Below are 23,626 nucleotides of genomic sequence, written 5' to 3'. Positions count from 1 at the left end.
GACCCCTGTTGAATACCGGTTGTTTCACCAACCTCAAAACTCTAGTAATACCTGGCACTGATTGAGGGAGGTTTACACTCTAGTATGACTGAACATCTAAAAATTTCGATAAATCTCAAAAAAATTATTTACGAAGGGACTTCTCATTACGTCTGTCTTCATTTTGAAATGATGTTAATGTTGATGAACAAAGGGCACAAAAAAAGGGGTAATTCCAACATTAATATTTATTATCCTTAGAGTCACAGAGTAATAGCGAATAATAGGGTCCAGTCTTAAGATGCAACATCACTACACCTAACTCTCAACTTGAGTGACAGCCGAATCACGCAAAATAAAAAGAGCTCGCATAAAGATGCGTACCTGCTCTTCTACAACTGTAGTTACGCCAAACTCAACCACTGTGACAGATCACCAATATGTCATGTCAAGACTTTACGCTGCGCTTTCGTTTTCTTAAGGATTTTAACTTTTTGTTGTGTTACGACCTGACCATGTGCGGTTTGAATTCGTGAAATCATGAAGTTTGTTGTTTTGTATTCCAATTGCCTATTTTCTGACAGCGCAAAGGTAAAATGCCCATCACACATCTGCCGGTAATCGTGTATCTTTAGCGTACCATTTGAAGAGAACCGAGTTCAGAGCCTCATGTTAAATATCCTGACTTTGTGAGAATTGATCCCACTGCTATGCCAATTCCGCCTCTGTCTAGCACCACGAAGGAACATGAAATTACGCTCCTTCGTGAACGCAATTCATTACTCAATATCCTGAGTGAATTTGCCATCGCCCTATTACGCCTGCGTACTAAAGAGGAAGTGTTGTGGTACACCGCGAATGAAGTTGTGGGACAGATGGGTTTTGACGACTGCGTAATTTACTTATGGGATGCACCTAGCCAATTCTTGGTTCAACAATCTGCATTTGGACCGAAAATGTCGGATCAAGGCACGGTCAACAATGCGCTTTACCTGCGTTTAGGTGAGGGTATCGTCGGACGTGCTGCATTAAGCCGCGAAACGATCGTGGTAAATGATCTCAGTGCTGATCCCAATTATGTCGTCGATATCCAGCAATCTGGTTCAGAACTCGCCATTCCGATTATTCATTCCGATCAGTTAATTGGTGTCATCGATAGTGAAAATCTGGCAAAAAATTTTTATACCGCCGAACACATTAAGATTTTGACTGCGGTAACTTCGATGGTTGCCGCAAAATTGGGACAAACAAATTTGATTCATCAACTCGAATCGTCGATTAGTGAATTGGAGTACGCAAAAAAATTACAAAGTGTTTTATTCAATATTGCCGCACTCACCTATGAAGATGAAAATTTTTTCAAAGTGTATGAAAAAATTCATCATCTGATTGCCGAGCTCCTATACGCAAAATCATTTTTTGTCGCGGTCTATAATGAAGAAACCCGGCGGATCGAATTTCCTTATTTCGTCGATGAACGGCATCCAGAGTTAGCGGCAGATATTGGCCCGATTGATACCGAGATGCGAGGTATGTCGGCATGGATTATTTTCAATAACACCTCACTTTTGCTGAGTCGCCAAGACATCATCGAACGTTCACAGCGTGGTGATTTTGAACTCTTAGGCACTCTTGCCGAATCATGGCTGGGTGTACCGATCCATGCTGGCGATGATCTCAAGGGAGCCTTGGTAGTACAAACCTATTCCCCTTTGGTTTCGTATATCGAGAAAGACCGGGAGCTTTTAAGCTTTGTATCACGTCATGTGTCTAATCTCCTAAAACGGAAAGTCACGGAAAAAAAATTACAGCATTTGGCTCTGCACGATGCACTGACTGGCTTGGCGAATCGAACTTTGTTTCTTGATCGGGTAACACACGCCTTAAAGAAACATGATCGACAAGATCATCGACTCTGTGCCGTCTTGTATATGGACGTCGATTTATTTAAAACGATTAATGATCGCTACGGACATGCGGTCGGTGACGCGCTGTTAAATAAATTTGCCAACTTACTCACGCAGCAAACGCGCAAACTCGATACAGTTGCCCGACTTGGCGGTGACGAATTTGCCCTATTTTTGGAAGATATTGAGAGCCAAGACATTGCGATTCAATTGGCTGAACGTGTCATTCAAGCCTTACAGCAGCCAATTACAGCGAATGAAGTCGTGCTAGGCTGTTCGACCAGCATCGGCATCGCCTTCACGAATGGAACATTGATTTCTGCCAGCGAAATAATTCGTCGTGCAGACGCTGCCATGTATCAAGCCAAAGCTGCCGGTCGTGGGCACTACCAATTATATGATCCCTTGTTAGACAGCGCGAAGGTCCGAGATCTGGTCATGGGCGAAGACATCCATACAGCATTAGCGGAACAGCAGTTCGTACTACATTATCAACCTGTCATTGATGTCGCCAATGGCATGGCGGTCGGGTTTGAAGCGCTGATACGTTGGAAGCATCCGAGTAAATCGTGGATCGCACCAAATGAGTTTATTGATTATGCGGAGAAACATCGCCTGATCGAAAAGATTGATCGTTACGTATTGCGCCAAGCCCTGCAACAAATGTGTGTCTGGCGCGAACAAACTGGCAAGTCACCGAAAGTCAGTGTCAATATTTCAGGTCGCCATTTCGCCAGCGCTGAATTTATCAGCACAGCCTTGGCTTTATTAGACGAGTTTCAAATAGAGCCGCATACTTTAGGGATAGAGATTACTGAACGCGCTGTCATCGATAAATTTTCGATTGCTCAAAACAATATTCAAATACTGCAAAAGAATCACGTGCGGGTCTTGCTTGATGATTTTGGCACTGGTTATTCCTCTTTGAACTACTTGCATCAATTAACGTTAGACGTCATCAAAATTGATCGTACTTTTGTGAAAGGAAGTCGTGGTAGTAAGCACGATAACCCCATTATCAATAGTATCGTCGCGCTCGCCTCGGCGATGAATTTGACCGTGATTGCGGAAGGTGTCGAAACACAAGAAGAGTTGCTGGTATTAAGAGATGCTGGCTGTGAGCTATGCCAAGGTTTCTATTTTTCTAAAGCGCTGCCGCCGGATGACGCAATCAATTATTTTCTTACGCATCAAGCCAACTTGAAAGTCTCGATTTAAGTTCGCAGACTCGACTTCGGTTCAACGACGGGCAGGTGCTATGATCGGCAAACTTAATGCAAGGATGCGTTTATACGCAATGGATAGCTCACGCAAATCCCCCTCTTTGAGCGTCGCTTGATGCTGTTTGATAAAGGCGCCGTCGCCTAAATTATTTCAGCTCATCTCTGCGCATTGACAAGTCTAAATTAAGACTTTAAGCTGACTTCCAGTAATTTATTTAGGGGAGTTTTTCATGCGCCTTTCAGAACAAGTCAAACCTATCAGCTATTTCAAAGATAACGCAGCCAAGGCAATTGCTGAGATGACTGAGACGCAGGAACCACTCATCATTACCCAAAATGGCGAAGCGACCTGTGTCATACAAGATATCAAAAGCTATGAAGACACTAAAAATACGATGGCCTTGCTGAAAATATTAGCGCTTGGTCGAAAGCAAATTGAAGAAGGGCAATTTAAACCTGCTCGCAAAGTCTTCGCAAAAATGGACAAGGAAATACTCAAGTGAGTTACACCGTGTACATGTTGGACGATGCGGAAGAAGACTTATGGAACATCCATACCTACATTAAAAACCAATTCTCAAAACCATTGGCAGATAAAATTTATGTCGGTATTCGAGACAGCATTTTAATGCTAGAAACAAAGCCACTACTGGGGACAACAATACCGCAACTAGTCGCATTAGGAATGGCAAACTGGCGACAAATGGTCGTCATGGAAAAAAATAGAGTGGTCTATGAAGTTGAACAGAATCGCAAGCATATATATGCCTATTTGATCTGCACAGAACGGCAAGATTACGATACTTTTCTTCAACGAAGAATTTTTAAAAGATAATGCAGAGCGCTTGTTCGTGGCGAAATTTCAGCTGCAAATCACCTGTTGTTCGTCTGATTAACATCTCGTTTCACGGCTCAAATTACTCCAAGTGCAGACACTGTTGAGTGGAGGCGGCTAGATGATTCTCAGTTCTAACTTTCACGCATGGTAGTGGTTTTGCCAAATAGTGCATGGTCACCTTTGCTGCGAATTAAAGCAAAATCTTGATTGCCACCTGTTTGCTCGTAGATCACTGCCGATAATTCTTTTTCTGTCTCAGATAGCTTTTTGCGCGCTGTCACACGTTCAGTTTCTAGCAAGCGTTGCTCGATCAATTCGGCTTTACGCGTTTGTACGGCAAAGTAGGTCTGCGCGAAGGCAATTTCTGGTTTGCGCGGGTCACCATTTTGGGCAATCAAATAACAAGCGTAACGAGTCAACATCAAATCATCGACTTCACGCTGACTTCCTGAGCCTAAGTCAACCATTTTCCTGACGTCAGGAAAATGGTTTTCTATGACATGCCCAGAAACCTCGCAGGCTGTCTTCGCTTTATTCAGCACATTAAGAAAATTTTCCCACTTGGAATAACCTAATAGGTGCTGAATATCCCGTGCCAACCAAAATTCCACGCCTTGATCGGTGCGTTGAGCATGCGCTTCAAAATTGGTCGTGAGCGATTGAATAATTTCGGTTTTCATAAGTTATTTAAAGTGCGTGATGTACGATAGCAAAAGTATATTACACCACCCGACAGATGCTTGATCAAGCGTCAATAAATTATTTGGTTTTAACGCCGTCAACATATGACGCAATGCACTCTTAACTATTGACGCTCGGCGAACAGAGCGGACGGTCAAGCCTTACATTTGACATTTAAGATCAACCAACGCGACTTTCCATCTGTCTCACAGCCCGACTAACCGTCGCGTAACTTACCCCAAAATGCCTGCCGACTTGCTCAAGCGTGTAGTGCCTGCTCAAGTAGGCCAGTGCCATATTTTCGTTTCGCGTGTTTCCCAAATTAGCAAAATAATCCAATGGTTTGATGGGGGCTTGTTTTTGTTTTTTGGGGATGTCTTTGAGTGATTGTTCGGGATCGAGCTTGCATTGCATATCGAGTACAAAATCGTCGTCACCGAGATAAATTTGGTTCTTCAAGCTCTGCCAAGGAGAAGGCTGTCCTTTGCCCTGCTGAACAAATTCACGATAGCGCTGCTGTGCGATATTCTTTGTCTTAGCAAATCCACCCAGAACCCAATCGGTCGCTAAACATGCCACGCCTTCAGCCAATCCGGCAGTAGCACGATAGCTACTCCACGGCCAGTCTTTGGCACTGCGCACCATGCCTGCACGTACCGGATTTAAGGCGATGTAGCGCGCCAATTCAAGCAGGTAGGATTCTTTCTGCACCAAAATCGCTTTAAATCGTCCCTGAAAAACATGGCCAACGCGTTGATACTGCCGATTGACATACTGCGTATAAGAACCATTGAGCAATTTCATACCGTCAGACAAACTTGCGCGGTTTGTTTCAATCAACAGGTGATAGTGATTGTCCATCAGACAGTAAGCATGGCAATACCAATCATAGCGATCCACCGCGATTTTCAACAGCGATAAAAACCGCTGTCTATCATCGTCATTGCCATAAATATTCGCTCGTGCATTCCCTCGGGCGGTGACGTGGTACAAAGCACCTGCATACTCTATGCGTGATGGTCTCGCCATTTTGATCTCACGTCGGGTTAATTACGGTAGACACTCCCGTCAAATAAGACAAACTTTTGTTTCAAATTTATACGTTTATGTAGTTTTTTTTATTTTCTATAGCTTAATTAATGACCGTTACATATAAAATTCGTAAAGCTAAAAAATAAGCAGTCCTGTTTCGATTTACAATCATCACTTCAACACACTCAAAAATTTTATGTCCACAGCAAATATCAATGCACAAATGCTTAGCTGGGCGCGTACGCGCTCTGGCATCGCTTTGTCTGATTTTGCTCAAAAGTGTCATGTGGACGAAGAAAAGATTTTGGCTTGGGAAACAGGCGAGGCTGCACTAACATTTAGTCAGGCCATGAACTATGCCGAAAAAGCCTATATCCCATTTGGCTATCTATTTCTATCCACACCACCAGAAGATTCGTTGCCTATTCCTGATTTACGCACGATAGATGGTCAGGGTGTGCAACGCCCTAGTGCCGAGCTATTGGATTTGGTCAAGCTGATGCTACAACGTCAGGAATGGTACAAGGATTATTTGAAACAGCATTTGTCTGAATCTAATTCTATCGTCGGTCGCTTTAGTGTAAATGATGGCGTTATTGCCATCGTTCAAGATATGCGGAGCCGCTTGAACATTGGTGAGCATCCTGAACGTGGTACTTGGGAAGACTATTACCGCGACCTTGTTAAGCGTATAGAATCTTTAGGGATTTTGGTCATGCGCCAAGCCTACCTTGGTCATTTTACTCGACCACTTAAAGTCGAAGAATTTCGAGGCTTTGCCATCGTGGATGATTTAGCGCCAATGATTTTTGTCAATCATGCCGATGCTATGGGCGCGCGTTTATTTACCTTGATTCATGAACTCTGTCACATCTGGATTGGACAATCTGGGTTATCTGATGGCAGTACACAAACTCAACGACAAGACGAAATTTTATGCAATGCCGTTGCCGCAGAACTGCTTGTACCAGAAAAAGAATTCAGCAGTTTATGGAATGATCAACTGGAAAATTGGCAAGCCAATCTCCCGACACTTGAAGCGCGTTTTCATGTGAGTACTTGGGTACTCGCACGACGTGCCTTAACCTTAGGCTTCATCACGCAAGAAGAATACGGACTTTTTATTAGCGCGAAAGTCAAAGCGCACAAAAATAAGGAAGCTAGCGGCCCTTCATATTACACGATGAAAAAGGCACAGATCAGCTCGACTTTCTCCAAAGCGGTGGTGACGGAAGCACTCAGCGGACAGCTTTTATTACGCGAGGCAAGTGCTTTATTGGGCGGTATCAAACCAAACAAAATCGCACACTTCGCTAAGGAGCTAGGCCTTTGAAATACTTATTAGACGCAAACACTTACATCCAAGCAAAGAACCAATACTACGGTATGGATATTTGTCCAGCATACTGGGATTGGTTAGATCAACAGTTCCAATTTGGTGTGGTCGCAAGTATCAATATGATCGCCAAAGAACTCAAAGACGGTGACGACGAATTGGCTAGTTGGGTGAAAGACCGGCCTGCGCATTTCATAGCGAATGACGATGTGGACACACAATCAGTATTTGCGCAAATTGCGCAAACCGTCATAACAGGCGATTACAACCCTGGCAATCGAGATAATTTTCTAGCGAAAGCTGATCCTTGGATTATTGCAAAAGCGAAAACGATAGACGCAACTATCGTGACGCACGAAGCTTTTGCTGCCGCTAATACGAAGAAAGTTAAAGTACCTAATATCTGCCTTCAATTCGGTGTGCCTTGCGTGAATACGTTTCAGTTCTTACGGGAATTAAAGGCACGGTTTGTATTGTCTGTTTAATTTTGAATCCAAACGAAAATTGTCAGTGCCGTATTCTTTTAATCGATGCTGACCCCTTTGGTTGGTGATCGTTGTCGGCTTAGCGTTCGCCAGTGGCTCTACACTGGGAACAGAAGATAAACTGCTCATGACATACTCCAACTTTGCGCATCCAATTCTGATGATTGAATGTTGATTGGACGAGCGTAACGGAAGCTATCAACCGCTTCTGTGCGTTGCCCAACCCACGGGCAGAATAGGATGCAATCTTGACCTCCGGCGTATCCATGTTGCGCCTCGTGCCGTCACAAGCATTACACACAAAGGTGCACGAATTGTTCTTGTAGACGCTGAGTTAGCGGGCGGCGTTGTCATTATTCCAGCGTGATTTCTTTGAGGCGCGCAAAACCTGATTGAACTGCTTTGCAGTTGCCCACCAAAAGCGACACTTAGGTGCGACCATGTTTAACCGAGAAGTATCATTAGAATTTGCGATGTGTTTGCGATGTATTTGCGATGATAAGGGATGTATTTTTCGAGGCAGTTTTGACGAGAATGATGACAGCTCGTCTCTCGAAGGTTTTCAAGTCTGCGTGCAGCAAGGCGTCGTAGCTGCCGTGGCAGGATCAGCGTGACAGCAACGCCGCGCTTGGCGGAATCTATTAAGTCAAAAACCTATAATTCGATACCTCACCCCACTTTGGGGTCAGGCCATACGTTTGACATTTGACATCAGCCAACGCCATTCTCCCTCCGATTTCTTTACTGATGAATGTCAAATGCAAGGCCTGACCCCCGTGCTTTTATGAATGTCAAATGTAAGGCCTGACCCCGTGCTTTGAATGTCAAATGTAAGGCCTGACCCCGTGCTTTTATGACCCCGTGCTTTTATGACCCCGTGCTTTTACGTAAACGGTGCTTTGCGACCCGCGTGATAAGCCTGCCAAGCGATCTCTTCTAGTCTGGCAATGGCGAGGTCTTCCGCACCAAATGCAGGATCGATAAAGCTGGCGCGGTAGCGTCGACCAAACTCGGTGCGCGTGAGTTGATTATGTGCTTGACCGGTGCGTACTATAGGTACTATAGGTATGGTGATCGTTGTCGGCTCAGCGTTCGCTAGTGGCTCCACACTGGGAACAGAAGATAAACTGCTCATGACATACTCCTACTTTGCGCATCCAATTCTGATGATTGAATGTTGATTGGGCGAGCGTAACGGAAGCTGTCAACAGCTTCTGTGCGTTGCCCAACCCACGGGCAGAATAGAGCAGTCATGACATGCAACATCACCATATCTAACTCGCAATTTGAGTCACTGCCGTATCATACAAAATAGGAGGAGCTGGTTCAAAGATCGAGCCCGTTCTTCTACGATTCACCTTACGCAAAATTCAAGCACTTTGATCAGATCATTAATGTGTTATATCAAGACTTGACCCCGCGCTTTTTTCTCAAAGACCAGCAAAGCATCTTTTATCTTCCTTTCATTTCACACTAACTATACAATTACTTATCTATTTTTAGTCATATTCATAAAGATAGATGTCTCCAAATCTTGTAGTGCGTTTAACTCGGTTGCTTGCACTTCCTTATCTTTTACACAGGGCAACCTGCAATTCCTGAAGTACATGAAATAAGTATCGATGTACGAGCCTGCTCGTGACCTTAATGAACGCGACATACGCTTCAATATTGCGATCATCACCACAATTACCTCTGAACAATTAGGGAGTTTTCATGATTCAATTTAAGATAGACCAGCTATTCCGATTATCCGTGAAGGCCGCTGTCGCCTTGGCTGTTGGATTTTCTTCTACCTCAACGTTTGCTCAGTCAAATGCACTGATAGCCTTCGTAGAGGCCTACCCTGCTGAAGGTGTCGAACTGGCACGTGGTTGGTATGGAACTAAGAGTATTCCAGTAGCACGCAGCTGTGTGAGCGGCGATAAAGGCGATCTAGACAGCTCAAACCTAAGTTATACCTTCACTGAATTAACCAGTCGCGATCAAATCTACAAGGCTTTGCGCATCAACGCTGCAGCACAATATGGCGCAATCAAAGGTTCTGCCAGCTTCGCAGACACTTTCACCAATGAGCGCAATAAGCGCGCTGTTTTGGCGCAAGTTAGTTACCGTCGATTTGGTAACTACCTCGCTCCTATAGGAAAGAGCAAACAAATAGAGATCGTTAAAATTTACCTCGATAAACTAGTCAAGGCGTCCAAATCGGCCAATGTGGAAGAACGGCGTGCTGGCCTACGAGAATTCTATGAGGCCTGTGGTGATTCATACGTAGTGGCAATTGAGCGAGGTGGTGATCTTCTAACGCAATTCTCGGTGGAAACCACCATTGAAGAGCGAAATACACGCATGTCAGCCGCAATCTCTGGTGGCGCCGGTAAGTTCAAGGCCTCCCTTGGCGTTACTTCAGAACTTAAAAAGCTAATGAACGATGGAAAGACCTCGATTAATTCCACGCAAACTGGCGGCACGCCTGTGCTGGCTTCGAGCGTTCAGAATGCCTACGGTGTATTGGAGGATTTCGCCAGCAAAATCACGAAAGACAATGCAGCGCCATTTACCGTGATCTTACAGCCCTATGCAGCACATCCAGATTTTCCGGCCAATATGAAGTTTGTACGCACACCACCAAAGGAAATAACTTACTTAGCCGAATTAGCTGAAAAATTTGATGAGCTATCAAGCACCTACCGCGTAGCCACCGTCGGTCGTATTGCTTACCAATATCCATTTCAGAAAGTTCAAACAGACAGTAACCTTTGCAAAGACTTGAAAGAGGAAGGAACTCCTGGTGAGAGTTGCTTAGTGGCTGAGCTGGCAGATGAGTCGCGTTTTACTAATGGGATTGCAAATTGCATCAGAAAAGTTGTGGAATGGTGCAGAGACGACATTATTTGCGACTTGTCCAAAATTCCGAAAGACTTTTCTGCTGCCCAATGCCTGCAAAAAATGACGCTCGATAAATTAGTCACTGAGTCCAATCTTAGCCCAGGTGCGATCAGTCTGCGCAAAGCCGAAAGTGACAGTTTTGTTTCTCGCATCATGCAAGCTACAAGAGGAAACTATAAAGAGATTGAAGGCACCACTGTGGCCTTGAATGTAGATTCCTTAAACGAAACCTACCTTCGCAAACTTGCTGAGCTGCCGCTGGTAGCAGGTAATTTGCCCGATATTGGCGATGTGGAAACAATTTGCAAAAAATATACTGCGAAGCCTGAATACTGCAATTCCAAGCTGGCCGAGATTAAAACGGAAAAAGAGTTACAACCGATGAATGAAGCGCTACGTCAATGGACATTGCAAGAGCGGTTCGGCAAGACGATCGGATCTGCATGTTCTATCGATCCCGATCACCCCCTCTGTAACTCTCTAGTCGCCGCTGTGGACATATCGCAAAAACTTGTACCTAGCTTTGCGTCCCCGCGTCGATTTGCCACTGCCACTGCTGCACCTGCTGAGCCAGCTCGGATAACCACCCCGATAGTCGTTATCAAAGAACCTAGGTGCCATTCAGGTGGTAAAGGAATTGGTTGCTCACTGTAGCTTTGTTAACAAAACATCACGCAGTGGTATGTACTGCGTGATGTTTAATTGGGCGTACATCCCCGAGTAGTGAATAGAATGAACATGAAGAAAAACAGCAAGAATGGGGTCAAGTCTTGACATGCAACATCACCAAATCTAACTCGCAATTTGAGTCACTACCGAATCATACAAAATAGGAGGAGCTGATTCAAAAATCGAGCCTGTTCTTCTACGATCCACCTTACGCCAAAGTTAAGCACTTTGATCAGATCAATAATGTGTTATATCAAGACTTGACCCTCGATTTTCCTTGAGGTAAATAAAAGGCATGACCCTTTTTATTTAAATTTTTAGGTTAGTGAAATTTCGCACAAATCTTTTTCTCCCCAATACATTTTAGGGATTGCGGGCAAAGCATGACGAACCGATTTTTGAAAAGAGTTAGAAATATTATTCTCTAGTAGACGCTCCCAGTTCAACGGGTATTTTTGCCGAATTACAAAAAGAAGAAAAGACAAAGGATTCATCTCTCTTGGCAAAGCAAGGCGAATATTATTTTCTAGTCCAATATGCAAATGTGCAGCAGGATGAACGCCGCTACGATAGCTTTTAAAATCATAATCGTAGCGAATTGGCGTGACATGTGGTTTCAGACTAGCTGTATCGATTGCTTCAGCATAAAATTCAACGACGTCAGTATCGTTTCTCGACCGGTAGTTCATGTTCAAAGTTTTCATAAACTCACCCAAAGGTGGAACATCAAGTGGGCATTCAATCAAGTGGTATGACGGTGAAGGATTATTTTGGAATTGGACGATACTAAGGTCTTCAAATTGAATATGAAACCATTTTTTATCATGTGCAAGGCGCCACATTTTTTCATAAGATAATTCTCGTTGCGCTCGAATAATGTCTGCGTTAACTGTGAAGTCTTGATTTAGATTGCATCTCAAACCGGCAGCCCTCATCAAAGCATTCGTTCTAGACGGTACCATATTAAAATTTAGAAGATTTACGTCGAACCGGTGCTAGACTTTGTCTACGCTTGCGTTGCAAATCCATTAGCTTGGCTTTGAGAAGCTGCTCTAAATCATCGGCACTTAGACTTCTTTCCAACTCTTCCATCGTCGCCTCGGCCAATGCGGCACCATCATATGATAAATCACGCTTCAACCTGATTAACTGGGCTTCTTCTGGATATTTGAACCGCAAGTACGGAAGGTTACCCACAGCTTGTTCAACTTCTGCCTTAAAAGCTTCAGCCGACGCGCCAATACCCGAAACCCACAACCATCCCTTAGCTCGAGTCATAGCTGTAAATATAGTGTTTCTTGAACGAGCATTTGGCGAATGAAACAGCGCATCAATTCCAAGAACGTACACGGCAACCGCTTCGTTACCCTTTGCCTTATAAACTGTTGATAACGTAACGTGATCTTTTTCACTAAAATTCTTAATGGAATAAGAACCATCTTGCATATTGTGCGATCGAATACTACGGCTAGATAGTGCGGCAATTAATATGCCAAAATACCCCTTTGCATTTCTATCATCTGCACAGATGACAAGAATATCATCAGCCGAAAGACCTTCATTCTTAATATCTTTTTCAATACGGTCTGCTATAGCATTTACCTCATCCGTAATGTTCGAATATGTCTTTACAGTAATCTGATTGTCAACATGGTTCGCACCAGAGATACTTATTGGCGAATTTTCATTTGGCCTGATTACCTCGACAGTCGAACCACCTTCAAGACTTCCAGAAATCCATTTGTAACCAAAATCTTCCCAGTGCTCCTTGGACTCCAACATCTGCACTACTTTGCTTGAATAGAGACCAAAACCAATAGCATGTGCACAAACCAGTATCTCCAAAGGAGTTCTATAACAGCGATGCAATACTAAGTCCTCTTCAAATGAGACGAGTGGCTCTCCATTTTCCTTCGTTCCAAAAATAACTTCTGCTGTTGGCACCTCAACATCATAAATAGTCTGAAAAATGTCATATGCAATCACAAGTTTTTCTTCTATTGCTAACTTTAGCGCAAGGCGCAAGAAAGAAGGCGGAAAATCTTGCGCTTCATCCACAAAAATGTAATCAAACAGTGGAGTAACTTTTCCACTGTTAAGTAATCTTTTACAAACTTCATCAAATGGACGTCTTGAGTTGAAACTAATTGCTTGAGCAAGAGTCAATGGTTGTTCACCAACCGCTCGAGCGGAATAATGATACAAGCCTTCATTAACGCTCCCACCCCATGCATGAAGGATACGAAGATTATCCCAATCCGGGTCTCTATCATCAAATTGACGATAAAATCTCGTTATTAATTGCTTAATATGCTGGTACAAGCTTTTTGTATAGAACGTGACAGCGATACGCGCTTCCGGATTCCTTAAATGTGCCAACGCCGCCTGCATCGCCAATACTACTGTTTTGCCAGAACCTGCTAGACCGGTAATTCTTTGAAGTCCAAACACTTCGGTCATGTAACATAGCCGCTGTTCTCTATCGAACCGTCGAATTTCCTCTTCAAGCGCCTTAACAAGCGCAACTTTGGATGTAGCGGGAAAGGAATCAGTTTTCCGTTCTTTAACCCGAATGAGTCCTTTTGATCCTTCTATAACAGACGTAATTTCGAAGAACGTCGTTTTTTCCATCAAAGGCCCGAGCCTGCTTTCCAAGAATGATGAAATTTCTCCAAGAGTTTTGAGGGTTGGAGTATCTTCACTCAACTGGTTCTCGGTGATAGGAGCCTCAGGTGCAAAAACACATGCGTCAACGGCGAAATTTAAAGTAGTCCGGTTTCGACGCAATCTTGGACTTTTGATTAGTTTAGAGTAAATATGACTAAACACTGCTTCGGTTTGCGTTAATAAGCTACGCAAACCTGAAAAGTCATCATTATAAAGACCAGAATATGCTCCAAAAATAATAACTCCATGCTTTTCGCTAATAACCAAGAGTTGCGACAGCATCACTTCTTCGTCCTCACGAAAAAGTGGGAACTCACAAAATACAATTGCATCTTGTAGATCAAGATGATCTTGATGATCGCGAAGGTGTTCTAATAATCTTTGAGCCGAAGCTGATCCGTGAAATTGATAATTGCGTGGAAAAATGTCCATTGTTATCCAAGAGTACGTTGTGATCCATGATTGTCATCTAATTTCAGATGGGAAAATGGAAAATATGGAAAATAGCTTATATACGTAGGCATATTAATGTACTCAAAAAATAGATGCCACGCCATGAAATGCAACACCACCATACATCATTCACATTTTGAGTGACTTCTGATTCATTCAAAAAAATGGATGGGCAACAAAAACGTGCCCACCCAACTTTTCAACCAACTCAAGCCAAACTACGCAACTCCCGCAAAGCCACAGACACCGGTGCCAAATCCGCGCCCTGCGTGGTAATCGTCGCCAACAATTGATTCAACTTCACAATCGCTGCTGTGTGTTGTTCGCGCCAGCTTGCGATGTCTTCTTGGCGTGATAGCAGTGATTTGGTGACTTGGCTGGCGATGGAATACACGTCGTCGCGGGCGCTGCCGCGGGCTTGTGTTTGCCATAGCGTGTCGGTTGGCAGGCGGTTGATTTGATCGCGCCATCCGGTTAAGCCTAATTCGGCATCGACGCCAAAATAGGTGCGGGCGGCTTTTTCTAAATCACTGCTTGTGCTTTGTGCCAGATCGACTAAGTCCAAAGCTGGGAAGATGAATTCCAGCGCGGCTAAGTTTTCTGCCAGGCCTGCTTCAACACCGGCTTTGACCAAAGCTGCGCTGGCTTCTTGCAAGCTGGCATAGGCTGCGGCTGGTAACCAGGTCGCTACGTTGGCGCGGAGTTCGCGTGCGCCTGGTTGGTAGCGTTGGATCAGCGTTGGCAGGTCGGCGTTCGCGGTGCGGGCGCGTAGCATCCAGCGTGAGGCGCGTTGTGCGATGGCAGTCAATTTGCTGAGCAGGTCTAACTGCAATTTAGAATCGACTTTGTAATCGAGCGCATCGATTTGATCCCACAATGCTTCTAGATCAAAAATCTCGCGTGCCAGTGTGAAGGCGCGGATCACATCGGCGGCGGAAGCGGCGGCTTCTGAGGCGATGAAATTCACAAAGGTTGCGCCAGTGCGATTGACCACGGTGTTGGTGATAAAGGTGGCGATGATTTCACGTTTCAATTGATGATTGGCGATGGCATCGGCAAACTTCTCAGACAAGACTTGTGGGAAGTAGGCTTTTAAAGCGCGACTGAAGAATGGGTCGTCTGGCAAATTAGAGGCGACCAATTCATCAAACACTGCCATCTTGGCGTAGGCTAAGACGACGGCGTTTTCTGGTGCGGTGAGGCCTTGTTTGTGCGCGCGGCGACGGGCGATTTCTTCATCGGATGGGAGGAATTCAATCGCACGATTCAAGCGGCCTTGGCGCTCTAAAGTTTGCATCAGGCGTTGTTGACCATCGAGTACATACAAAGGACGGTGGCAAGCGATGTCGAGTGCCTGACCTTGGTAGTAGTTGTCGGTTAAGACTAAGTGGCCGACTTCATCGGTCATCGAGGCTAACAAGTCATTACGTTGTTTGAGCGTGAGATCGCCTGCTTCGGTGATCGCGCCGACCAAGATCTTGATATTGACTTCGTGATCGGAGCAATCGACACCTGCGGAGTTATCAATCGCGTCGGTGTAGATGCGGCCACCTTTTTGTGCGAATTCGATACGACCGTTTTGGGTGCAACCGAGGTTACCGCCCTCTGCCAAGACTTTGCAGCGCAGCTCGTTACCATTGACGCGGAAAGCATCGCTGGATTTGTCGCCGACTTGAGCGTGGGTTTCGTAAGCCGCTTTGACGTAGGTACCAATACCGCCGTTGTAGAGCAAATCGACTGGCGCTTGCAAGATCGCTTTGAGCAATTCGACTGGGGTGAGTTCTTCAGTCTCTATGCCTAAGACGGCGCGTGCTTCGGGTGTCAAGCTAATCGATTTGGCACCACGTGGATAGACGCCACCGCCTTTGGAGATCAGGCTCTTGTCATAATCTTCCCAGCTGGAGCGCGGCAGATTGAACATGCGCTGACGTTCGGCGAATGATTTAGCGACATCCGGATTTGGGTCGATGAAAATATGACGATGATCGAATGCCACCACCAATTTAATTTGTTCCGACAAGAGCATGCCGTTACCAAATACGTCACCCGACATATCGCCGATACCCGCGACCGTGAATGGTGTGGTTTGCGTATTGTGACCGAATGAGCGGAAATGACGTTTGACCGATTCCCATGCACCGCGTGCGGTGATGCCCATTTTTTTATGGTCGTAACCGACCGAGCCACCGGAGGCGAATGCATCGCCTAGCCAGAAGCCGTAATCAGCGGAGACGCCGTTGGCGATATCAGAGAAAGTTGCCGTGCCTTTGTCAGCAGCAACGACCAAATATGGATCATCTGGATCATGGCGCACGACTTTGGTCGGTGGCACGACATTGCCTTTGACGATGTTGTCGGTCACGTCTAACAGACCGGACAAGAAGATCTTGTAGCACGCTACGCCTTCAGCTTGATAGGCTTCGCGGTCGCTCATCGCTGGTGGATTTTTAAGGACGAAACCACCTTTAGAACCGACAGGCACGATGACGGTGTTTTTGACTTGCTGTGCTTTGACCAGACCAAGAATCTCGGTACGGAAATCTTCACGACGATCAGACCAACGCAAACCACCGCGAGCGACTTTGCCGCCGCGTAAATGCACGCCTTCGACACGTGGGGAATAGACCCAGATTTCGAATAATGGTTTTGGTTCTGGCACGCCTGGCACTTCGCGTGGATTGAGTTTGAAACTCATGTAAGGCTTGAACGCACCTGTTTCTGTGGTTTGCCACAAGTTGGTACGCAATGTCGCCAAAATCGTGGCGATGAATTGGCGCAAGATGCGATCTTCATCGAGGCTGGCGACTTGGCTCATCGCGGCTTCGATTTGTTCGCGGATATGCTTTTGTGCTGCATCACGGTCGCCAACAAAGTCTGGCTTGAAACGTGCGCCGAATAATTCTGCGATCAATTGCGTGATGCCACAGTTTTTATTCAATGCCGCTTCGATGTAGTTTTGGCTGTAAGCGAAACCGAGTTGTTTGAAATAACGTGAGCAAGCGCGCAAAACGGCTATGGAACGTGCGTCGAGGGCTGTGTTTAAGACTAAGCGATTCAGATCATCGCTTTCAACTTCACCGCGCCATGCTTGGCAGAATAATTCTTCAAAGCGCGCTTTGACTGCGGTGAGATCGGTTTCGACCGGTAATTGCAAACCCAGATCATGTATCCACAATTCGCTGTCGCCATCGGCCACGTGGTAAGGATGTTCGTCGAGCACGCGTGCTCCCATGCGTTCTAACACTGGCAAGGAATCAGACAATGCCACTTTAGAGGTGTTGTAAATCTTAAAGCGTAACAAGCCAGCGACTGCATCGAGTGGGCGATACAACTTAACCGCCAATGGCGATGCTTTGGACAGATGCGCCAAGATATCGGCATCTTCGGCACCGCCTTGTGGTGTGAAATCTTCGCGATACGCGCTAGGGAAGGCATTGGCAAAACGATTGGCTAAATCCAGACCACGGCCTTCGCCATGCGTGCGCAAGAGTTCATTGCTGCAATCATCTTCCCAACGCTGGGCGAGTTTGGCGATACGCGCTTCGAGTGCAGAAACATTCACGTTCGATGGTGCATCCGCTTTAGCACGTACTAAATAATGAATACGCGCTAATGGACTGTCGGTCAGCATAGGCGTGAATTCGATGGAATGTCCATCGAGTGCAGTCAATAATTCGGTACTGATCTTGACGCGCAATTCGGTGTTGTAACGATCGCGTGGCACAAATACTTGCGCTGATGTGAAACGACCAAATGGATCACGGCGCAAGAACAAGCGCACACGCTGACGTTCTTGCAAACGCAAAATGCCAATCGCGTGGTCAGTCAAAGTGGCGGTATCGACTTGGAATAATTCATCGCGTGGGTAATCATCCAGAATCGATTGCAAGGCTTTTGCTGCGTGGCTCTCAGGTACGACACCCGCTGCGCTCATGACGGCGGCTGTGCGTTGACGCACTTGTGGGATTTCACTGACCGGTGCGGAGTAGGCGGTGGATGTGTAGAGACCGAGGAAGCGCGATTCGCCTATCACTTCACCTGCATCGTTAAAGCGTTTAACCGCGATGTAATCGAGCCAAGCGGGACGATGTACGGTGGCGCGTGTCATCGCTTTGGTGACCAACACGGTTTCTTCGGAATCGATCAGCGCCACGACTTCAGGTGGCAAAAGCGTTTCGTTCGTTTGCACTTTACCGCGCAAAATACCGAGGCCAGAATCTGGCAGCGCAACCAGGCTGACTTGATTGCCGTTGCGTTTAAGTTCGTAATCACGCGCACCGAGGAAGGTGAAGTGACGGTCTTCGAGCCAACGTAAGAAAGCAATGCCCTCGCCATGACTTTGATGCGTGCCTGTGAATTTTTCTGAAGCAATTATCAGTTCTTTAACGCGGCTCAACATCGGCTGCCAATCGACTACGGCACCACGTACATCCGCCAAAATATGCGTCAATTCATCAACCAAAGCTTGTTGCTCGGCGGCGCTGACGATACGGTCGCATTCGACCAAGATCAAGGATTCGACCGCATCATTGCGCCCTGCTGCTTGCGCTGCGGCGACTGTGCTGACCGTATCAATACTGCCATCGGCATTGCGCGACACGCTCATCAAGGGATGGACAATCCAGTGCGCGGTACGACCGCTGCGGTTAATCGCCATCGTCACCGAATCAACCAGGAAAGGCATATTGTCATTCACGATCTGCACGACCGTGTGTTCACTGACAAAGCCATCTTCGGCCAAACTAGGATTAAATACACGGATCTTCGGGCTATTCGCCGCACGGGGCGAATCTAACAAGCGCCAATGCGCGTTCGCCAAAGCAAACAAATTCGCCGCGCCACGGGCGGTGATTTCATCAGGATCGGTGTTTTCAAAATAAGCAGCGATAAAGCCGCCTTGACGTTTGCTGGCTGAGCCAGAATGTTCTTGGGCATATGCCATGAGTTCGGCAAAATGGGATGAGGTCATGCTTGTTCCTTACTTGTTTAAAGTTCAAGAAGTGCCAATTCGTTTTAATTTTATCGGTTTCGCAACAGCCGTCTTCTGGGTAAGAAGTCGCGCCGCCAACCTTAGTGGAAAGTCTCTAGAAATTCCCATATTGCAAGTATCCTCCATTCGAGAGGGAATGACAAATCGGCGAACGGAATTTCTACAGAATCCATGCCACTTTAATGAGCGGCGCTAGTGTAGCCGTAATTACATCTGCCAGACAGTAAGACCAGTAGGTGCGAGAACTTAGTTTGGCTTAGATCAAATTGCTGATCGGTGTTGAGGTTTTGCCATTGAAATCAATATGCGAATCGGTAGAACGGGTGCAACCCGACGAGATCTGTTGATCTGAATGTCCCCTCTCCCGCAAGCGGGAAAAGGCAGCACGCGCATGAGTTATTGGACTTACGTCGTTAGCGATGCCTTGAAGAGATCAGAAATCTAAGATCGCTAAACAATGTCCGTCATTAAAATTCAATAAAAAAAAGATCCGCGTGCAATGCTGGCACAAATCAAGCTAATTGCCATAGAATCTTAGTTTCCTTACATCCTCTTCCATCACCATTTCATGTCGACCTCTTCCTCTACGACTTCTTTCATAGGCTCGCTCTTCGCTCACCAAGTTCGCCTTTCACGTGGTGGATTCTGGTTACGAACTTTTTTGATTTGGTGTGGTATTTACGCGGGAGTGACGCTGACTGAACCGCTGCCAGTCGAAGTGAGTGTGGTGCTAGTCAATATTCCCGCTCTGATATTACTGGGCTGCGCCTGTATCCAAAGGCTGCATGATCGCAACTATTCTGGCTGGTATTTGTTGCTCATCCTGATTCCTATTCTCGGCGCACTTTGGCTGATGTGGCAGCTCGCCTTCCGTGCCGGTATCGCTGATGACAATCGCTGGGGCAAAAATCCCTTGCACCGTGAAGGCGATTACTTAGTCGTCAGCTAAAACTGTTTCAAATGCCTGAGGCGCCAGCGATTTTGTTTAATTGCTTAAGTTATCGAACGTCGTCAATAAATTTAGTGCATTTAAGTGAGAGCCACCTGTTGTGAAAAATTCGAATTTGATCGTTAACGATGTCACCGGCCTCAATCCCGTTCGTGTTTGGGCCATCAGCAAACCCAAGAACATCGCCGACGTGACCGATACCATTTGTCGAACCGATGGCCCGATCTCTGTCGGAGGTGGACATTTCAGTATGGGCGGCCAAACTGCCAGTGAAGCTAGTCTGCATCTCGATATGCGCGACATGAATCAAGTGATCGCCTTTTATCCTGGCGAAAAGCGCATCCATGTACAAGCCGGCATACGTTGGTGCGATATCCAAAAATTTGTTGACCCTCATAATCTGTCCGTCAAGATTATGCAAACCTATGCGAACTTCACGGTTGGTGGTTCACTAAGTGTGAATGTGCATGGGCGCTACATGGGACTAGGTCCTATCATCTTATCTGTGCGCTCATTCAAAATCGTCATGACAGACGGTAGCCTGCGGGAAGCATCCCGTGAACACGATGCCGAACTTTTTTTTGCCGTTATCGGCGGGTATGGCGGCTTAGGCGTCATCGTCGAGGTCGAATTAGATTTAGAAGACAACGTACGGGTAAAGCGCCTCGCCCGTAAGATGAGCACCCCGGAATACATATCGCATTTCAAATCCAAGGTGCGTTACTTTCCAGATGCGGTCTTTCACAATGCTGATCTTTATCCGCCACACTACCAACGGGTGCGCTCGGTAACTTGGGCACGCACTGAAGAGGCAGTGACGCAAGCAGAACGTTTGCAAAAGGGTGGGCAAAGTTATCCTATCAGTCGCTATTTTGTATGGGCAATCTCAGAAACACCGCTGGGCAAATGGCGCCGTGAATACCTCATCGACCCTATCTTGTATTTCTTCAAGAAGGTCCATTGGCGCAATTACGAAGCCAGCTACGACGCTGCCGAATTAGAACCTGCATCTCGTAAACTCAGTACCTATGTGCTGCAAGAGTACTTTGTGCCGGTGGATCGCTTTGATGAATTTGTACCGAAAATGGCAGAAATTCTGCAACGACATCAAGTCAACGCACTCAATATTTCAGTACGCCATGCGCTATCTGATCCGGGCTCCATTATGGCTTGGGCCCGCGGTGAAACCTTCGCTTTCGTACTGTATTACAAGCAGCGCACCAAGGATCACGCCAAACAACAAGTCGCGGTATGGACCCGTGAGCTAATCGATGCGGCCATTAGCGTCGGTGGTAGCTATTATTTGCCCTACCAACCTCACGCAAGCCGTGAACAATTTCATCGTGCCTACCCGCGCGCGCTGGAGCTATTCGCACTCAAGCGAAAACTCGATCCTGATTTTCGCTTTCGCAATGTACTTTGGGATAAGTACTATGCGCCCACTCTTACTGAAACGGAACACACCACATGACAGTCATACCTTCTTCCGAGTTTAAAGCTGTTTTTTCCGATACTGCATGGAGCGATCGCTTCTACAAGTTTTTACAAAACATCTATCGTCTGTATCCCGAAGATCAATTCCATGACTTGATACGTCAAGCCAGCCAAGAACATAACAACGATGAAGCGACATATCGCCGCATTCAGCGCGGCTTGCCTAATATCAAACCCTTCCTCGCCGATTTACGTCTCGCCTTACCTTCACTCTTCAAACAAAAGGGTGAAATGGCTCGCCAAACTCTACGCTTGTTAGGGAATAAGCGCGACATCAATACCTATCTCGAAATCGGTTCAACAGGCCGCTACATCAGCGAACTACGCAAACATGTGAAGGTCAAAGGTACTATCATTTTGGTCAATGAAGTGGCGCCGGGATATTCACCTATCGATATTGCAGAGCGAGGTCAGCTCAGCAAGTTGGGCGAATTTTATCCACTCAATAACTATGCGCCACTCAATCCAGAAATCGCCTCAGATAGCGTTGATTTGCTCAGTTGCTATATCGGTTTGCATCATATAGAACTCGATAAATTAGATGCTTTTGTGGCCTCCATCGCACGCGTACTGCGTCCCGGTGGCATGTTTATTTTGCGTGATCATGATGTCACCACGCCAGAGATGCGTACGTTTGTATCCTTAGTGCACACCGTATTTAATGCTGGTCTAAATGAAAGCTGGGAAACCAACCAAGCCGAGTTGCGCTTCTTCCGGCCTGTGAACGAATGGGTTGAGATCCTTGCCCGTCATGGTTTGCGCGACTTGGGTCACCGTGAATTACAGGCGCATGATCCTTCCGATAATGTACTGATGGCCTTCATCAAGTAGAACGATCTCCTTCAAGGACTTTAAATGAACACGATGAAATCCTCGCGCCTCTTCTCCATTTTGGCCTGCTCCTTACTACTATGTCTTTCAGCCTTTGCCATGCGCACTGACACGGCGCCAAAATCGGCACTTCCTCCTGAACATCAGCGTGGATTGGAGCAGACTTTATTGACGTTTCCAGAGTGGTTCTTAGTGTTCAGCCCAAATGAATATGCCAATTTTATTGCTCGTGAACCTGCGAGCCAATTTCCGTTTTACGGTCATCTCGGCCAATTTTGGCAGAGCTATCGCGCGGTCAGTAATGAAGCCAGCGCACAAAACTTACCTCCCAACCCTGGCTATCATTTAATGGTCATGGTCATTGGCGTCAGCACTACTATTGAATACGCCCTAAAATCAGCCTATGAAACTTTGCTTGGACGTCTAACAGAGGCAAGCGCCAGCGCTACGACTCAGGAAGATGTATATGCGGCCAAAGTGGCGCAGGACTATGTCGACTTCATCCGTGTCTATCCTTGGTATGAGTACGCCTATGCAGACAAACTACAAAGTCTATGGTCCGAGACTTCGTGGACGGGCAAAAACATGTTACGCAAGTGGGAACGCAAATTTGCTTTAACCACCGAATATAGCGCGAAGATGATCTACGCCAAGTTGATCAAACTTGGCACAAAATCGATCTACGATGCCCCCTTACCTGTAACAGGCGTGGTCACTAATGCGGCTCCTACGAACACCGCCCAGCTGCCCCATTTGCAAATCCTGAGTAAGCTCGACAATGGCGCTACTGCCCTCACCATTCCACGTTATGAAGCCTTCACTTCTTATGCCCGCAACATCGCCGCACAAGGCATCAACTTTCAAGAAATCGCAGGAAATCGCGACTTTATCTTAGTGAGTGTGTTGGGGCCAAAACAGTGGAGACCTTCAGACAAACAAAGAATCTTGTTTACGCAAACGATTCTCACGCAAAATGACAAGCAGCGATATGCCTTTTTGATCCCAGTCCATCAACTCGCTTCCTCATTACGAGAATGGGATCAAGCGCAGATTGAGATTGAACATGTGTTCGACTATTGAAGAAATGCCGGTTTCCCTAGCACCACCTCAACTGCCAGCGGTTTGAGTAGTAAACAATAAAAAAGAGCCGTTCGCACAAAGTGCAAACGGCTCGCAAATGACTGCCGAATTCCCCCCGGCTGT

General features: G+C 46.2%; 16 protein-coding genes. 10 read left to right on the top strand and 6 right to left on the bottom strand.

What is annotated here, in order from left to right; genetic code table 11:
* Positions 1 to 689 precede the first annotated feature (689 nt).
* The 3 genes from AC1RR2_RS18935 (at position 690) to AC1RR2_RS18925 (ending at position 3,944) form a co-directional block, all read left to right on the top strand.
* On the top strand, positions 690 to 3,104 hold the full coding sequence (locus tag AC1RR2_RS18935) for an EAL domain-containing protein (protein ID WP_493223837.1): 2,415 nt from the start codon (positions 690 to 692) through the stop codon (positions 3,102 to 3,104).
* A 235-nt stretch (positions 3,105 to 3,339) separates the two neighbouring features.
* Positions 3,340 to 3,612: a type II toxin-antitoxin system Phd/YefM family antitoxin gene (locus AC1RR2_RS18930; protein WP_493223836.1), complete on the top strand. Its 273-nt coding sequence runs from the start codon at positions 3,340 to 3,342 to the stop codon at positions 3,610 to 3,612.
* Positions 3,613 to 3,620: 8 nt separating this feature from the next.
* Positions 3,621 to 3,944: a type II toxin-antitoxin system RelE/ParE family toxin gene (locus AC1RR2_RS18925; protein ID WP_493223835.1), complete on the top strand. Its 324-nt coding sequence runs from the start codon at positions 3,621 to 3,623 to the stop codon at positions 3,942 to 3,944.
* Between the two features lie 134 nt (positions 3,945 to 4,078).
* On the opposite strand, the gene dinD is transcribed toward AC1RR2_RS18925, so the two are convergent.
* A complete protein-coding gene (gene dinD / locus AC1RR2_RS18920; protein WP_493223834.1) occupies positions 4,079 to 4,627 on the bottom strand; it encodes a DNA damage-inducible protein D in 549 nt (182 codons plus the stop codon).
* A 181-nt stretch (positions 4,628 to 4,808) separates the two neighbouring features.
* On the bottom strand, positions 4,809 to 5,657 hold the full coding sequence (locus AC1RR2_RS18915; RefSeq protein WP_493223833.1) for an REP-associated tyrosine transposase: 849 nt from the start codon (positions 5,655 to 5,657) through the stop codon (positions 4,809 to 4,811).
* Between the two features lie 199 nt (positions 5,658 to 5,856).
* Between AC1RR2_RS18915 and AC1RR2_RS18910 the strand changes: the two genes are divergently transcribed.
* Positions 5,857 to 6,993: an ImmA/IrrE family metallo-endopeptidase gene (locus AC1RR2_RS18910; protein WP_493223832.1), complete on the top strand. Its 1,137-nt coding sequence runs from the start codon at positions 5,857 to 5,859 to the stop codon at positions 6,991 to 6,993.
* The gene (locus AC1RR2_RS18905; protein ID WP_493223831.1) at positions 6,990 to 7,481 is read left to right on the top strand and encodes a DUF4411 family protein; all 492 of its coding nucleotides are present in this window, start codon (positions 6,990 to 6,992) and stop codon (positions 7,479 to 7,481) included. Before AC1RR2_RS18910 ends, AC1RR2_RS18905 begins: the two co-directional genes overlap by 4 nt.
* Before the next feature lie 883 nt (positions 7,482 to 8,364).
* Here the strand turns inward: AC1RR2_RS18905 and AC1RR2_RS18900 are convergent.
* Positions 8,365 to 8,616, bottom strand: coding sequence for a hypothetical protein (locus AC1RR2_RS18900; protein ID WP_493223830.1), 252 nt, complete (start codon positions 8,614 to 8,616; stop codon positions 8,365 to 8,367).
* 581 nt (positions 8,617 to 9,197) lie between these two features.
* Between AC1RR2_RS18900 and AC1RR2_RS18895 the strand changes: the two genes are divergently transcribed.
* Positions 9,198 to 11,024 (top strand): hypothetical protein, encoded by a 1,827-nt coding sequence (locus AC1RR2_RS18895; protein ID WP_493223829.1) that lies wholly within the window; start codon positions 9,198 to 9,200, stop codon positions 11,022 to 11,024.
* Positions 11,025 to 11,356: 332 nt separating this feature from the next.
* Here AC1RR2_RS18895 and AC1RR2_RS18890 read toward each other — a convergent pair whose 3' ends face one another.
* From AC1RR2_RS18890 to AC1RR2_RS18880, 3 genes are all read right to left on the bottom strand, one after another.
* Entirely contained in the window at positions 11,357 to 11,974 is a 618-nt protein-coding gene (locus AC1RR2_RS18890) for a DUF2290 domain-containing protein (protein WP_493223838.1), read from the bottom strand.
* A 28-nt stretch (positions 11,975 to 12,002) separates the two neighbouring features.
* Positions 12,003 to 14,138: a DEAD/DEAH box helicase gene (locus tag AC1RR2_RS18885; protein WP_493223828.1), complete on the bottom strand. Its 2,136-nt coding sequence runs from the start codon at positions 14,136 to 14,138 to the stop codon at positions 12,003 to 12,005.
* Between the two features lie 229 nt (positions 14,139 to 14,367).
* On the bottom strand, positions 14,368 to 19,128 hold the full coding sequence (locus AC1RR2_RS18880; RefSeq protein ID WP_493223827.1) for an NAD-glutamate dehydrogenase: 4,761 nt from the start codon (positions 19,126 to 19,128) through the stop codon (positions 14,368 to 14,370).
* Between the two features lie 589 nt (positions 19,129 to 19,717).
* Between AC1RR2_RS18880 and AC1RR2_RS18875 the strand changes: the two genes are divergently transcribed.
* From AC1RR2_RS18875 to AC1RR2_RS18860, 4 genes are all read left to right on the top strand, one after another.
* On the top strand, positions 19,718 to 20,098 hold the full coding sequence (locus tag AC1RR2_RS18875) for a DUF805 domain-containing protein (RefSeq protein WP_493223826.1): 381 nt from the start codon (positions 19,718 to 19,720) through the stop codon (positions 20,096 to 20,098).
* A gap of 100 nt (positions 20,099 to 20,198) precedes the next feature.
* Positions 20,199 to 21,569: an FAD-binding oxidoreductase gene (locus AC1RR2_RS18870; protein WP_493223825.1), complete on the top strand. Its 1,371-nt coding sequence runs from the start codon at positions 20,199 to 20,201 to the stop codon at positions 21,567 to 21,569.
* Positions 21,566 to 22,423, top strand: coding sequence for a class I SAM-dependent methyltransferase (locus AC1RR2_RS18865; RefSeq protein WP_493223824.1), 858 nt, complete (start codon positions 21,566 to 21,568; stop codon positions 22,421 to 22,423). Before AC1RR2_RS18870 ends, AC1RR2_RS18865 begins: the two co-directional genes overlap by 4 nt.
* A gap of 24 nt (positions 22,424 to 22,447) precedes the next feature.
* Positions 22,448 to 23,503: a hypothetical protein gene (locus AC1RR2_RS18860; protein WP_493223823.1), complete on the top strand. Its 1,056-nt coding sequence runs from the start codon at positions 22,448 to 22,450 to the stop codon at positions 23,501 to 23,503.
* The last annotated feature ends 123 nt before the right edge of the window (positions 23,504 to 23,626 follow it).

The organism is Undibacterium sp. GW821-FHT11H02, assembly GCF_058808015.1.
This window is presented reverse-complemented; position numbering and strand designations above follow the sequence as displayed.

Coding starts and splice junctions, on each gene's coding strand:
- AC1RR2_RS18935 (WP_493223837.1), top strand. CDS start 690: ATGCCAATTCCGCCTCTGTCTAGCACCACGAAGGAACATGAAATTACG.
- AC1RR2_RS18930 (WP_493223836.1), top strand. CDS start 3,340: ATGCGCCTTTCAGAACAAGTCAAACCTATCAGCTATTTCAAAGATAAC.
- dinD (WP_493223834.1), bottom strand. CDS start 4,627: ATGAAAACCGAAATTATTCAATCGCTCACGACCAATTTTGAAGCGCAT.
- AC1RR2_RS18915 (WP_493223833.1), bottom strand. CDS start 5,657: ATGGCGAGACCATCACGCATAGAGTATGCAGGTGCTTTGTACCACGTC.
- AC1RR2_RS18910 (WP_493223832.1), top strand. CDS start 5,857: ATGTCCACAGCAAATATCAATGCACAAATGCTTAGCTGGGCGCGTACG.
- AC1RR2_RS18900 (WP_493223830.1), bottom strand. CDS start 8,616: ATGAGCAGTTTATCTTCTGTTCCCAGTGTGGAGCCACTAGCGAACGCT.
- AC1RR2_RS18895 (WP_493223829.1), top strand. CDS start 9,198: ATGATTCAATTTAAGATAGACCAGCTATTCCGATTATCCGTGAAGGCC.
- AC1RR2_RS18890 (WP_493223838.1), bottom strand. CDS start 11,974: ATGAGGGCTGCCGGTTTGAGATGCAATCTAAATCAAGACTTCACAGTT.
- AC1RR2_RS18885 (WP_493223828.1), bottom strand. CDS start 14,138: ATGGACATTTTTCCACGCAATTATCAATTTCACGGATCAGCTTCGGCT.
- AC1RR2_RS18880 (WP_493223827.1), bottom strand. CDS start 19,128: ATGACCTCATCCCATTTTGCCGAACTCATGGCATATGCCCAAGAACAT.
- AC1RR2_RS18875 (WP_493223826.1), top strand. CDS start 19,718: ATGTCGACCTCTTCCTCTACGACTTCTTTCATAGGCTCGCTCTTCGCT.
- AC1RR2_RS18865 (WP_493223824.1), top strand. CDS start 21,566: ATGACAGTCATACCTTCTTCCGAGTTTAAAGCTGTTTTTTCCGATACT.
- AC1RR2_RS18860 (WP_493223823.1), top strand. CDS start 22,448: ATGAACACGATGAAATCCTCGCGCCTCTTCTCCATTTTGGCCTGCTCC.